Raw genomic sequence first — 12462 nt, 5'->3', positions numbered from 1 at the left:
TCCGGCGCCGCGCAGCGGGGTCGGTCCCTAGCCTGACGAGCATAGGCAACGTCGTGGGCGAGCAGCGGGGGAAACCATGACCAACGCGATAGGTGACGCGCTTGATGGCGTACGCGAAGTCGAGCTGACCGTGACCGGCCGCAGGAGCGGGCGGCAGATCACCCATCCGGTGTGGTTCGTGCAGGAGGACGACAACGTGTTCCTGGTGCCGGTGACCGGCTCGGACAGTCAGTGGTACAAGAACGTCCGGCAGACCCCGATGGTCCAGTTGGCGGTCAACGGCACCGCGTTGAGTTCGAGCGCCACCCCGATCACCGAGGCCGATCGGGTCGACCACGTCGTGGCGATGTTCCGCGACAAGTACGGCGCCGACGAGATCGCCTCGCTCTATCCGAGACACGACGTCGCCGTCCAGGTTCCCCTCGGGTAGCCGTCGCAGATCCGGGTTACCTTGCTGCGATGGAGCAGCGACTCAGTCTGATCACGCTCGGCGTGACCGACCTGGCCCGGTCCCGCGACTTCTACCGGCAGCTCGGCTGGCAGGGCCAGGAGGTCGAGCAGACCGTGTTCTTCCAGGCCGGCGGGCTCGCCGTGGTGCTGTGGTCGCGCCAGTCGCTGGCCGGGGACGCCGGTGTCGAAGACCGGGGCGCGGGCGGGTTCACCGGGGTCGCGCTGGCCCACAACGTACGCGAGCGCGCCGAGGTGGATCAGCTGATGGCCGCCGCCGCCCGGGCTGGGGCCGTGGTCACCCAACCGGCCCGCGACACCTCCTACGGCGGGTACGCCGGCTACTTCACCGACCCGGACGGCCACCTCTGGGAGATCGCCTGGAATCCGGGCTTCCCGATCGCCGCGGACGGCACCATCACCGTCCCCGACTTCGGCGCAGCCTGACCCGCCTCCGCTGCGGCCGACGCGGGCCGACGTCCTGGAGAGCCCGCCGGGACAGCCCGCTGGGCCGGCTGGGCATCACAGCCGCCAGGGGACCATACGTGTTCAGACCAACATGTCACGGTGAGATATTCGTGTCTGCCTGGCGGGCGGGGCGGGCGAGGGTCAGCAGCATCAGCAGGGACGCGGCGGCCGCGGCGCTGAGCACCACGGCCATCGGGAGTGCGCTGCCCTCGCCGCCGAGCCCGACGAGCGGGGCGGCGCTTGCCGCGACCACGGCCTGGATGCCGCCGAGCAGCGCCGCTGCGGTGCCGGCGCGGGAGGCGTGCCGGTCCAGGGCGAGGGCGGTCCCGTTGGGCATCACCAGGCCGAGCGAGCCGAGGAAGACGAAGAGCGCGGCGATGACCACTGGCAGGCTGTTCAGCAGTGCCCCGGAGAGCACGCCGAGGGCGGCGAGCAGGCCGATGCCGAGCCCGCTGGCCAGCAGCGGACGCGGGTCGTGGCGGTCCAGCAGGCGGGCGTTGAGCTGACCGACGGCGACGAAGGCGAGGGCGTTGGCGCCGAAGACCAGACTGAACGTGCCGGCGGAGAGGCCGAACACGTCCTGGAGGACGAACGACGAACCGGAGAGGTAGGCGAACAGGCCGGCGAAGGCGAGGCCCTGGGTCAGCGCGTACCCGAGGTAGACGCGGTCGGTGAGCAGGGTGCGGCCGGCGGCGGCGGTAGCGGCCAGGCCACCGGCGTTGCGTCGGGTGGTGGGCAGGGTCTCCGGCAGCCGCAGCGCGACGGCGGTGGCCAGCAGGGCTCCGACCAGGGCGAGGGCGACGAAGATGGTGCGCCAGTTGCCGACGTTGAGCACCAGGCTGCCGAGGGCGGGAGCGACCATCGGCGCGATGCCGAAGATCAGGACGAGTCGGGAGAAGTACTTGGCGGCGGCCCGGCCGGAGTACAGGTCACGCACCACCGCCCGGGCGACGACCGTGCCCATGCCACCGGCGAAACCCTGTGCGAAGCGGGCCACCGCGAGCGTCTCCGCCGTCGGCGCGAGGGCGCAGACCAGCGACAACAGGGTGTACGCGGCGACGCCGACCAGCACCGGGCGGCGCCGGCCCCAGCGGTCGCTGAGCGGGCCGGTGACGAGTTGACCCAGCGCCATGCCGATCAGGCAGGTGGTCAGGGAGAGCTGGATCTGTGCCTGGCTGGCGGCCAGGTCGCGGGTCATCCCGGGAAACGCCGGCAGGTAGGTGTCCAGCGACAGCGGGCCGATCGCGGTGAGCGAGCCGAGCAGCACCAGCAGCCCGAGCGCGGCGCGGCCGGTGGGTGGGGTGATCCGCTCCGGCGGGCGTACGGGCACGTCGGTCTGCGGCATCGGTTCCCCTCGGCGGTCGGCGCCACCACGGCGTGGCCGGCTGCCGGGGGCGTCCGGCTACGATAGCTCTGCCTACAGAGGTGTTGCAGCGTGAAGGGGCGGCACTGTGACCGACGAGACGCTCGACCAGCTCGGCAGCGCCCTCAGCGACCTGCATCGGGTGCTCCGCCGTCGGGCCCTGCAGCGGACCGGCCGGGCCGCCCTGCCGGACGCGCAGGTCGAGGTGCTGCGGCTGGTGCAGCGCCAGCCCGGGATCAGCGTCCGGGAGGCCGCCGCGCGGCTGGGCACCGCCGCGAACACGGTGAGCACCCTGGTCGGCGAGCTGACCACCGCCGGCCTGCTGCACCGGGACCGGGATCCGGCCGACCGGCGTACCGTCCGGTTGGCGTTGACCGAGGTGGCGTACGGGCGCATCGCCGCCTACGGGCGGTACCGCCGCGAACTGCTCGCCGCCGCCCTGGCCGACCTCGACGCGACCGACCGGGAGCGGCTGCACGCCGCCGTGCCCGCCCTGTCCCGCCTGGCCGACCGCGCCGCCGAGCTGCCCTGAGCGACGCCAGGCGTCACCCCGCCACGACGGGCCGGGTGGGTGGCGGACGGTCGAGGTGAGCGACGGGAGGGCAGCCGGAGAAATAGGGCACCCGTCAACCCCGGGCCCGGATCACCTCGTACAGGGCGGTCCAGTCCTGGTCGCCGTGGCCGGCCGCCACCGCCCGCTCGTAGTGCGACCTGACCGCCTTCGGCAGCTCGACGTCGACACCCAGCGCTTCGCTGGTCCGCAGGATGTGCTCCGCCGTGGCGCCCATCATCAGTGCCGTGCTCAGCTCACCCGGGTGCTCGCCGGCTTCAAGTGCCCGCGCCAGCTCCAGCCCGTCGCCGATCATCGCCGGGATGTCGGTGAGGGTGGTGAGCGCGCCGGGCAGGAACTCCGCCGGAGGCACGCCCGCCGTCGTGACGAGTGCGGTGGCGTGCAGCAGGCTCGACAGGCAGGTCAGGAAGACGTCGAGGTGAGCCTGGTAGAAGAGTTGGGCCAGCCCTGGATCGGCCCCCAGGTACCTCGGCTCTCCGATGATCCGCAGCACCGGTTCGTTGTGGTGGAACGCCTCGCCGGCTCCGCTGTAGAAGACGTACGCCTCGGCGGTGCCGACCATGGGGGCCGGCACCATCACCCCTCCGGTCACGAGACGCGCGCCGTGTCCGGCCGCCCACTCGGCTGCCTGCCGGGAGGTGTCGGGGGTGTCGGAGCTGAGGTTGACCAGGGTGCGCCCGGTCAGTGCCCCGGGCTGGCTGGCCACCGGACCGAGGATGTCGTACATCGCCGGGTAGTCGGTGAGGCTGAGGATTGTCAGTTCGCTGGCGGCCACGGCGGCGGCGGGCGTCGGCGCGAGGGTGGCGCCCCCGGCGACCAGGGCGTCGGCCCGGCTCGGCGTGCGGTTCCACAGCGTGACCGGATGTCCGGCGCGCAGCAGGGCGGCGGCCATCGCCTGCCCCATCGGCCCGAGACCGATGACGGTGACCGGCCGGAGATCGCTGTTTCCACTCATCGGACACTCCTCAGTGCCGCCCTGCCCCGTGCTGGCCGGCATCACCAGGGTTGGCGACCACAAACCGCATGACAAGTACCCACTATTTTGTTCAATACTTACCTCCAGGTAAGCATTGAGGGGTCGATCAGCGGGAGGGCAGATCCATGGCATCAAGTGAGAGGTGCGGCCCGTACATCTGCGGGATCGACGCGGCGATGGACGTGGTGTCCGGAAAATGGAAGTCGCTGATCCTGTGGGAGTTGGACAACTACGGCACCCGACGGTTCGGCGAGCTGAAACGGGGCTTGCCCGGAGTCAGCGAAAAGATGCTCATCCAGCACCTACGGGAGATGGAGCAGGACGGCCTGGTTCACCGCGAGGTCTACCGCGAGGTCCCGCCCAAAGTGGAGTACTCCCTCACCGAGCACGGACGGTCACTGAACGAGGCGCTCGGCCCGCTGGGCGAGTGGGGGCAGCGTCGCGCCGAACGGCTGGCCGCCGAGGCTGCCACCGTCTCTTCCTGACCGTGCCCCGTCGCCCGCCGCCGCACGTCACCCAGCACCTTCGGGGAAACTGCACCCTCACCCCGCAGCCCGTGAGCAACTTCGGGGATACTGCGACCTCGCACCCGGCACCACCCAGCACCTTCGGGGATAGTGCGGTCTCACTGGCGTTGCCAACGTTGCGCGGAGGGGTACCGGGTGGTGGGCGGGTGGGTCAGGTCGTGATGGTGCGGCGGACGCCGCCGTGCAGGCCGCAGGCCCGGGGGCTGCCGCCGGCCAGGCTGACCTTGCCGTTCTCGCACTGCACCAGGTAGCCGCGTCCCTCCCAGAAGCCGGGCACGCAGTCGAAGTGGTCGCACACCTCGCGGGCGGGTTCGCGGACCCGTTTCCCGCCGCAGAAGTCGTACCCCATCGGGTTCTTGGGGGCGCCGCAGCGCCGCTCGGGTTTCGGGCTGGCCTTGGCGGAGTCGGTGGCGCGCGGTGCCGGCGCGGAGCCGGTGGCGCGCGGGGTCGTCGCGGTGCCGGTCGCGGCCGGCGCTCCGGGGGCGGCCACCGCGGTCTCGGTGCTGGTCGGGTCGGACGGGCCGGAGTTGGCCAGGGCCACCGGCACCATCACGGCGAGCGCGGCGGCGACCACCGCGGTACGCCGGCCGCCGGGGATGAGGGCCGACAGTCGCGCCTGCCCGGGGGTGGCGATGCCGGGGCGGGACGGGCGCAACCGGGTGTGCTCGTCGATCAGGTCGTCGAGCTGGTCGATGACCGCCTGGCGCTGCTCGATGGCGTCGGCGAAGGCCAGGGTGAGCACGAAGCGGAACTCGGCCGCCACGTCGGGGCGCAGCAGCACGCCGGAGGTCCGCCGCCGGTCCAGCACCTGGATCAGGGTGACCGAGGCGTGCGGGTCGTGGGCCAGACCGGTCATCCGGCCGTACGCCCAGTCGCGCCGGCCGCGCCCACCGAGCAGCACCAGCCGCCGGTTGGTGATCACCGCCATGCCGGCGTCGGTGATCCGTACCCCGTCGGGCAGGCGCCGGCGCAGCCGACCGGTGGGCGTGCCCACGGTCAGGTCGGGGGCGGGTAGCACGGCGTTGTGCCGCATCTCCACCAGTTGGGCGGCCGGCACCACCCGGAGTACGACCTCGTCGGGGGCCAGTTCGAGCGGCAGGCCGTCGCCGGCCGTGGCCGAGCCCTGACACTGCTCGGCGAGCGTACGCAGGCGGCGCAGTTCGTCGTCGCGCCGCCGCCAGCCTCCCTCGGCGCTGCGGAACAGCCGCAGCCGGCGCTCGTTCTGCCGGCGCGCCCACCGGTACCGCCATGTCGAACCCGTCGAATCAGTCCTCGCCACGCCGAACTCCTTCGCCGTGCATGCCACCAACCGCAGGCCACCAGATGGGGTGTCACAGTGTTAACGGCTGCGGGCACCACCCTGGACACGGCCATAAGCGGTCGAATTAGCCGATCGGTGCAGCAAAACGGACGAGATGGTGGTTTACCCTGCGCCGTTCGCCTTCCCTCCGGTGGGCTGTGACGCAACTGGCCACCGGTACGCCAATCAGTCGTACGGGCAGACGAGATGGCTGCCGCCCGTGGCGGTGGCACGTGATGGCGAATCTGGTGACGAGGTGCTGGCGATACCGGAAGCGGCGGTCAGGTCGCCGGGATTACGCCCGCCCACGCCCACGATGCGTCGACTCGCGGCGGGTGAGTGACGCAAATGATCCGGAACGACGCCAGGGAAGACGAGATGAGCAGACCGTCACCTCGCCGCATGGACAGGAAGACCGCGGATCGGCTGCTGGACGCCGACCCGGTCGCCCTGAGCCAGGCCGGTCCGCTCGCCGCCCCGCTACGCGCGGCACGCGGGCCGGCACGACCCGACGAGATGGCTGGGGAGCATCTGGCGGTGGCCGCGTTCCGGGCTGCCGCTGATCTCGCCCCCGAATCTCGACCACGGAGAGAATCGATGCTCAGGAGCACGCTGGCGAAGCTGCTCACCGTCAAGGCCGCGACCGTCGTCGCCGCCACCGGGCTCGGTGGCGTGGCACTGGCCGCCGGTACCGGCGCGCTACCCGACCCGGTGGTCGACCCGACGACCCGCCCGGCGACCCACGCTCCGGCAGCACCTACCGCCACCCCGTCGCTCCCGGCCGGACCGGCTGACCGGGCCGGCGTGGGCGACAGTCCGTCGCCCTCGCTGACGGGCCTGTGCCAGGCGTACGCGGCCGGGGCCGCCAACCCGGGCAAGGCGTCGGAGAACCCGGCCTTCGCCGAACTGGTCGAGGCGGCCGGCGGTGCCGGACAGGTCGACGAGTACTGCGCCGACGCCGCGTCGAAGGACCGCGCTCGCCCCACGGGCGCACCGGGCGGTGCCGGGCGGCCGACCACCCGCCCCACCCCGAACCCGCGTGGCACCACCCGGACCAGCCGCCCCGACGCGGCCATCACAAAGCGGCCCGGTGGCGTCCCGACCGTGACCGTTCCCGGTTTGCCTGCCGGGAGCGTTCCGGCCGCGACGCCCCGCACCCCCGGCCGCTGACCGCGGGGCCGGGCGGGTTCTCCCCGACCCGTCCCGCCCCGCGCCCACCTCGACGGGCGATCACGGTGATTCGACCGCGCTGACCAGGAACTTGTGGACCTCGGCCTCGACGATCGCCACCCGCTGCTCCGGCTCCGGGCCGGAGCCACGGAAGTCGAGCATCTGCTCCTCGGACTCCCACCGCTCGTAGACGTTGATCCGACCCGGTTCCACCAGGTCGGGACTGATGGCGAAACCAAGGCAACCGGGTGCCTCGCGCGCCTGGCGGACGATCTCCGCGCAGGTGGCGAGGTAGGCGTCCCGCCCAGCGGGGTCGACCTGTAGCGTGCCGGCGACGATCAGCAAGGCAACCTCCGAAGATCGGGAGAGCGGACGCCAGTCATACTCTCCCGATCCGCCATCGTCCGCACGCCCGATCAGGCACGGGTGATCGCGTTGGCGTGGATCGCCTCGGCCAGGTACTCCGTCAGCCCGGGAGCCATCGCCTCATAGTGGGCGGTGAAGCGTTCGTCGGCCAGATACAGGTCGGCCAGCCCGGTGTGGATCTCGTACGAGCACTCGTAGAACCACCGGCTGATCTGCTGCCGGTGTTCCTCGGCCAGCTCCATGGCCGCCGGCGCGTCGGCCGGTGCGCCCGAGTCCATCAGCGCCACGATCCGCCGCCCCCAGTCCTCGGTCTCGGCCTTGAGCCGCTGCCAGTCCTCCTTGCGGTAGCTCGACGTCCGCCGGTTCGACTCCCGGTACGCCTCGGTGCCGCCCCACCGCTGCTCCGCCTCCTCGGCGTGCGCGTCCGGGTCGAAGTCGCCGAAGACCTCGAACCGCTCCTGCGGGGTCAGTTGGATGTTCATCTTGCTCGCCTCCATCGCGAATTCGATCGCCGCGACCATCTCCTGCAGGCGCTTGATCCGCACCGTCAGCAGCTCGTGCTGGCGACGCAGGTGCGCTCCCGGGCCGCTCGCCGGGTCGTCGAGGATCACGGCGATCTCGTCCAACGGGAACCCCAGCTCGCGGTAGTACCGGATCAGCTGCAACCGCTCCAGATCCGCCGCGGAGTAACGGCGGTATCCCGAGCCGCTGCGCCCGCTCGGCGTCAGCAGTCCGATCTCGTCGTAGTGGTGCAGCGTCCGGACCGTCACGCCGGCGAGCTTCGCCACCTGACCAACCGTGTGGGCCATGGCTCCCCCCTTTCCGGGTACCACGGTCCCGCCTGCCGTTAGGTGAGGGTCAAGCCCGATTCTGCGACGCCGGACACACCTGGCGGGTCGCAGTTCACCAGGACCGTACGCAGCTCGGCCAGGCCAGCCGGCCGGCCGTAGCGGTAGCCCTGTCCCTGCGCGCAGCCGATCGCGGCCACCGCCTCGTGCTGCCGCTCGGTCTCCACCCCCTCGGCCACCACGCCCAGGTCGAACGCGCCGGCCAGCCGGGTCACCATCTCCACCGTCGCGTACGCCCGGGTGTCCTCGGGGATCCGGGCCACGAACGAACGGTCGATCTTCAACTCGGTCGCCGGGATCCGATGCAGGTAACTCAGCGACGAGTACCCGGTGCCGAAGTCGTCGATGGCGATCCGGATGCCCAGCTCGCGTAGCTGCCCCAGCCGGTCCAGCACCGCCTCGCTGCCCTCGATCAGCGCCGACTCGGTCAGCTCCAGGGTCAGCGCCCGGGGTGCCAGCCCGGCACCCGCGGTGGCCTCGGTGACCGTGGCGATCAGGTCGGGCCGGCGCAGGTGCGACGCCGCGATGTTCACCGCCACCGTCGCGGACGGCACGGTCTCCTGCCAGGTGGCCGCCGCCCGGCACGCCTCGTGGATGACCCATCTGTCGATCGGCAGGATCAGCCCGGTCTCCTCGGCCAGCGGCAGGAAGCGGGCCGGGCTGAGCACGCCCAGCCGGGGGTGACGCCACCGCACCAGCGCCTCCGCGCTGCGTACCGCCCCGGTGGCCAGGTCCACGATCGGTTGGAACTCCAGGTGCAGTTGCTCCTCGTCGACGGCCCGCCGCAGGTCGGCGATCAGCTCGGCCCGGCTCACCGCCGACTCCCGCAGCCCCTGCGTGCACCGCCGGTACGCGGACTTACCGGCCGCCTTCGCCGCGTACATGGCGATGTCGGCGTCGCGCAGCAGATCCGTGTGGGAGATGTGCTGCGGCCCGTACTCGGCGATGCCGATGCTCGCCGACGGATGCACCCCGACCAGTTCCTCTCCCGGAGACGGTTGCAGCGCCCTCAGCAGCCGCTCGGCCAGCCGCTCCGGCGCCAACGGTCGCCCGTCGGTGACCAGCACCGCGAACTCGTCCCCACCGATCCGGGCGATCAGTCCGTCGTCACCGACCGCCCGGCGCATCCGGCGGGACAGACCGGACAGCAGCGTGTCGCCGGTGGTGTGCCCGAACCGGTCGTTCACCTGCTTGAACCCGTCCAGGTCCAACAACAGCACGGCGACCCGGTTGGTGCCGCGCAGCGCACCACGCAGCCGCCGGGTGAAGGCCAGCCGGTTCGGCAGCCCGGTGAGCTGGTCGACGTAGGCGAGCTTGCGTAGCTGCATCACCAGGCGCAGGTTCTCGTTGGCCGCCAGCCCCTGCCGCAGCGCGAGCGTGGCCAGCAACGCCATCACCGCCAGGAAGATCGGCAACGGGGTGTGGCCGCTGGCGTCGCGGGCCAGCATGGTCGCCACGATCGCCCCGCCCACCGGCAGGTAGGGCAGCACCACCCGCCACCACGGCGGCAACGGCGCCTCGCCGGCCTCCTCGTCGGTGCCGTGGTCCCGGGGCGGGGGCATCCGGGTCGCCGCCACGATCAGCAGGTAGCTCAACGGCCAGAGCACGTCGATCGGAGTGCCGGGCTGGTAGGTGCCGGCGGCCACCCACGACACGTACACCGTGTCGGCCACCGCCCGGACCGTGAGGCTCGCGCCGAGCAGCGCCAACGGCCGCCACACCGGCCGGCTCGGACCGACCACCGCGATCAGAATGGTCAGCTGCACCAGGTCGAACATCGGGTACAGCAGGCCGGCCGTCCGCAGTGGCTCGTCCAGGTCGGCCAGGCTGACGTTGCGGAAGATCAACAGCCAGCCGATCGGGATCAGCGCCAGCCCGACGATCACCCCGTCGAGCAGGGTCCGCGCCCGACCCACCCGGGTACGCGGCGCGGTGACCGAGCAGAACAACGCCGCCGTGCCGGTGACCAGGCTGGCCGCGAAGATCAACCCAATGGGCAGGGTGTGCGGCAGGCTCTCACCGAGCAGCCGCTGTGATGTCCACAGTGCCCGTCCGGCCAGCGACATCGCCATCGTGGCGGCCAGCAGCAGCCAGAACCGGCGTACCGTCGGATGCCGGCGGGACGCCGCGGCGCAGGCGATAGCGGCCCAGCCCGCCACAGTGAGCGCACCCAGATCGCTGACCAACGCGCCGTCGGGCAGCCCGAGCATCAGCCACAGCGCCTCGACCGCGACGACGACACCGGCACCGACCAGCCCCACCCGGCCCACCCGGTCCGTTCCGGGCGAGCGCGCGGCGGCCCGCTCGACGTCCTTCCGCGACACAGCGATCGCTCCGGCTCTCTCTCGTGCGTACACCCTCGACGGTGAGGTCCGGCCCTGGCAAACCCCGAAAGCCTAGCCACGCCCGCCGCCACCCCGCCAGATCCACCAGCATGCAAGTACCCGACCTGACGGCTCCGGCACGCGGCGACGCGGGCAGCGACCCCCCTCGCGGTCGCCCCGTGGCGCCCTGTCGCGCCGGTCGCACCCGCACCGACGGGACGACGGGACGACGCCCCCAGGCCGGGCCTCCCGCTGCACCCCGCCGACCCCGTCCCACCGCAATGCGGCCATGACTCCGGGTGACCACGACGACGAGTCGCTGAACGTGACCACCCGGCCCGCCACCGACAATGCCGCCTTCCACCTTTGCTCTGCTTACCTATACGCAACCCCACGTTGAACAGGCCTTATCGGAATGGCGCGGCGATCGCCGCAATTACTCAGCGCAACCTGTGCGTATAGGTAAGCAGAGCAAAGCGTCCGTAGGTGATGGTGTCCCTGGCGGGGATGGTTACCGTCGGCGGTCCCAGCGGGTCGGCGGTCCGGCTCGGCGGTGGGTGGGGTTGTCAGGGCGGGTGTTCCGTAGGGCGGACGCTTGCGTTCACGCCCATTGTTCGTCAGGCGCCGCCGTTCCGGACGCGGGTGGACCACCGTGGGTCCACGGGGTCTCGTCCACCGTGGGGAATGCCGCGCCCGGGACGTAAGCGTCGCTGAGCGTGGTGTAGCAGAGTCGCTCCCCCACCTCCGGCACGCTGCCCGGGCTGGCCGTCAGGCCGCGCCCCATCCCGCCGGACAGCTCCAGCACCACCTCGGTCTTGCCGTCGGCGGTCGGGGTGACGAACACCAGCCGCGCCTTCTGCCCGGGACGGGACGGGCTGGTCAGGGTCGCGCCGACCAGCGCCAGCACCGGGTCGGTGGTCAGCAGCTGGATGCGCGGGCGCAGCACCGGCCGTCGGCCACTGTCGTCGACCCGGGCCGGATCGGCCAGCAGCACCTCACCGACGAACGCCTCCCCGGTCAGCCGGTACTCCGCCATCACCAGCGGATCGTCGTAGGCACGCTGCACCGCGTAGGTCGCGGCGGCCCGCTCCAGGCGGTGCAGCCGGGCGGCGGCGGCCACCGCGCCGTCCCGGCGCGGCTGCGGCGCACCGTCGCCGTCGAGATGGTCGGCGTAGGCGGTGAAGGCGTCCCGGTCACCGTCCCACCGCCCGGCCACCCGGGCGCCGGGCGGCAGGGCGCGCAGCAACCCCAGGCCACGCCACATCAGCTCCCAGGTGGGCGTGAGCTGGTCCCGCAGCAGCCGCTCCAGCTCGGCGTACGCCTCGACCCGCGTCGCCTCGTCGTCGGCGGCGGCGTACGCCTCGATGGCCGGCGCCAGCAGCCGGTTGTCGAACTCCGGATCGGTGGCCGGGCCGGCCGGCGGGCAGCTCGACGGGTCCTCGGCGCGGGCGGCCGCCTCGGCTCCGGACAGTCCGGCCGGCGGGGCGATCCAGCCCAGCAGCGCCGGCAGGTGCAGATCCTCCACCGCGCTCTGCCCGGTCGCCCAGTGCAGCGTCAACGCCTGCGTCATCGCCACCAGCGTCGACGAGCCGGGATGCTCGGCCCGTTCGGCGAAGAAGGTCAGCCAGCGGCCCAGCAGCGGCACCTGCGGCGGCACCGGATGATCGCCGTCGACCCGACGGAACCGGGTGGACCGACCCAGCAGCCGCAGGAACGTCACCCCTGCCGGGTTGGGCACCAGCAGCTGCGGTGCGTCGAGATAGCGGTACCGGACGTCCCGACCCCGGTCCACGGCGACCGCCTCGTTCGCCGTGCGGTGCCCGTCCACATAGGGCAGCACGATCGCGGCCAGCTCGGCGGCGAACGCGAACCGTTGGTCCCGGTTGCGCGGCTGCGGCACGATCAGCAGCCGCCCGTCGCCGGGAGCCGCGCCGACCATCGCGGCGAGCGGGGCGTTCGCCTCCCCCGCCATCGCCAACGGCACCAGCACCAGGGGCCGCCTCGACAGGTGCAGATGCCGGACGGTGGCCACCGGTTGGGCCAGCCCGGCGGCCACCGCCTGCGCCGCCGCCAGCGCCCGCAACGTGCTCATGTCGGCGCTC

Annotated in this window: 12 protein-coding genes; 5 read left to right on the top strand and 7 right to left on the bottom strand. The window is 72.4% G+C overall.

The features are described from left to right. Positions 1 to 76 precede the first annotated feature (76 nt). Together O7597_RS17395 and O7597_RS17390 are read left to right on the top strand one after the other, a co-directional pair. Positions 77 to 430 (top strand): nitroreductase/quinone reductase family protein, encoded by a 354-nt coding sequence (locus O7597_RS17395; RefSeq protein ID WP_269739670.1) that lies wholly within the window; start codon positions 77 to 79, stop codon positions 428 to 430. A gap of 29 nt (positions 431 to 459) precedes the next feature. Further along, the gene (locus tag O7597_RS17390) at positions 460 to 894 is read left to right on the top strand and encodes a VOC family protein (protein ID WP_269739671.1); all 435 of its coding nucleotides are present in this window, start codon (positions 460 to 462) and stop codon (positions 892 to 894) included. Positions 895 to 1009: 115 nt separating this feature from the next. Here the strand turns inward: O7597_RS17390 and O7597_RS17385 are convergent, their stop codons facing one another. Beyond that, the gene (locus tag O7597_RS17385) at positions 1010 to 2260 is read right to left on the bottom strand and encodes a multidrug effflux MFS transporter (RefSeq protein WP_281580155.1); all 1251 of its coding nucleotides are present in this window, start codon (positions 2258 to 2260) and stop codon (positions 1010 to 1012) included. 106 nt (positions 2261 to 2366) lie between these two features. On the opposite strand from O7597_RS17385, the gene O7597_RS17380 reads away from it, so the two are divergent. Next, a complete protein-coding gene (locus tag O7597_RS17380; protein ID WP_281580154.1) occupies positions 2367 to 2810 on the top strand; it encodes a MarR family transcriptional regulator in 444 nt (147 codons plus the stop codon). Positions 2811 to 2904: 94 nt separating this feature from the next. On the opposite strand, the gene O7597_RS17375 is transcribed toward O7597_RS17380, so the two are convergent. After that, positions 2905 to 3804, bottom strand: a complete 900-nt coding sequence (locus O7597_RS17375) for an NAD(P)-binding domain-containing protein (RefSeq protein WP_281580153.1) — start codon at positions 3802 to 3804, stop codon at positions 2905 to 2907. A gap of 146 nt (positions 3805 to 3950) precedes the next feature. On the opposite strand from O7597_RS17375, the gene O7597_RS17370 reads away from it, so the two are divergent. Beyond that, positions 3951 to 4310, top strand: coding sequence for a helix-turn-helix domain-containing protein (locus tag O7597_RS17370; protein WP_269739675.1), 360 nt, complete (start codon positions 3951 to 3953; stop codon positions 4308 to 4310). A gap of 193 nt (positions 4311 to 4503) precedes the next feature. Here the strand turns inward: O7597_RS17370 and O7597_RS17365 are convergent, their stop codons facing one another. Then, the gene (locus tag O7597_RS17365; RefSeq protein WP_281580152.1) at positions 4504 to 5631 is read right to left on the bottom strand and encodes a hypothetical protein; all 1128 of its coding nucleotides are present in this window, start codon (positions 5629 to 5631) and stop codon (positions 4504 to 4506) included. Positions 5632 to 6054: 423 nt separating this feature from the next. On the opposite strand from O7597_RS17365, the gene O7597_RS17360 reads away from it, so the two are divergent. Continuing rightward, positions 6055 to 6822 (top strand): hypothetical protein, encoded by a 768-nt coding sequence (locus tag O7597_RS17360; RefSeq protein ID WP_269739677.1) that lies wholly within the window; start codon positions 6055 to 6057, stop codon positions 6820 to 6822. 60 nt (positions 6823 to 6882) lie between these two features. On the opposite strand, the gene O7597_RS17355 is transcribed toward O7597_RS17360, so the two are convergent. The 4 genes from O7597_RS17355 to O7597_RS17340 all read right to left on the bottom strand — a co-directional run bounded on the left by O7597_RS17355 (position 6883) and on the right by O7597_RS17340 (position 12452). After that, positions 6883 to 7167, bottom strand: a complete 285-nt coding sequence (locus O7597_RS17355; RefSeq protein WP_269739678.1) for an antibiotic biosynthesis monooxygenase family protein — start codon at positions 7165 to 7167, stop codon at positions 6883 to 6885. A gap of 71 nt (positions 7168 to 7238) precedes the next feature. After that, positions 7239 to 7997: a MerR family transcriptional regulator gene (locus O7597_RS17350; RefSeq protein WP_269739679.1), complete on the bottom strand. Its 759-nt coding sequence runs from the start codon at positions 7995 to 7997 to the stop codon at positions 7239 to 7241. Between the two features lie 38 nt (positions 7998 to 8035). Beyond that, positions 8036 to 10360: an EAL domain-containing protein gene (locus O7597_RS17345; RefSeq protein WP_281580151.1), complete on the bottom strand. Its 2325-nt coding sequence runs from the start codon at positions 10358 to 10360 to the stop codon at positions 8036 to 8038. A 601-nt stretch (positions 10361 to 10961) separates the two neighbouring features. Next, positions 10962 to 12452 carry a hypothetical protein gene (locus tag O7597_RS17340; protein WP_281580150.1) on the bottom strand — a complete coding sequence of 497 codons (1491 nt, stop codon included), beginning with the start codon at positions 12450 to 12452 and terminating at the stop codon, positions 10962 to 10964. Between the last annotated feature and the right edge of the window lie 10 nt (positions 12453 to 12462).

This window comes from Verrucosispora sp. WMMC514 (assembly GCF_027497295.1).
GTDB lineage: Bacteria > Actinomycetota > Actinomycetes > Mycobacteriales > Micromonosporaceae > Micromonospora > Micromonospora palythoicola.
This window is presented reverse-complemented; position numbering and strand designations above follow the sequence as displayed.

What these genes read in the sequence shown, in the direction of transcription:
- O7597_RS17395 (WP_269739670.1), top strand. Translation starts at nt 77, where the DNA reads ATGACCAACGCGATAGGTGACGCGCTTGATGGCGTACGCGAAGTCGAG.
- O7597_RS17390 (WP_269739671.1), top strand. Translation starts at nt 460, where the DNA reads ATGGAGCAGCGACTCAGTCTGATCACGCTCGGCGTGACCGACCTGGCC.
- O7597_RS17385 (WP_281580155.1), bottom strand. Translation starts at nt 2,260, where the DNA reads ATGCCGCAGACCGACGTGCCCGTACGCCCGCCGGAGCGGATCACCCCA.
- O7597_RS17375 (WP_281580153.1), bottom strand. Translation starts at nt 3,804, where the DNA reads ATGAGTGGAAACAGCGATCTCCGGCCGGTCACCGTCATCGGTCTCGGG.
- O7597_RS17370 (WP_269739675.1), top strand. Translation starts at nt 3,951, where the DNA reads ATGGCATCAAGTGAGAGGTGCGGCCCGTACATCTGCGGGATCGACGCG.
- O7597_RS17360 (WP_269739677.1), top strand. Translation starts at nt 6,055, where the DNA reads ATGGACAGGAAGACCGCGGATCGGCTGCTGGACGCCGACCCGGTCGCC.
- O7597_RS17350 (WP_269739679.1), bottom strand. Translation starts at nt 7,997, where the DNA reads ATGGCCCACACGGTTGGTCAGGTGGCGAAGCTCGCCGGCGTGACGGTC.
- O7597_RS17340 (WP_281580150.1), bottom strand. Translation starts at nt 12,452, where the DNA reads ATGAGCACGTTGCGGGCGCTGGCGGCGGCGCAGGCGGTGGCCGCCGGG.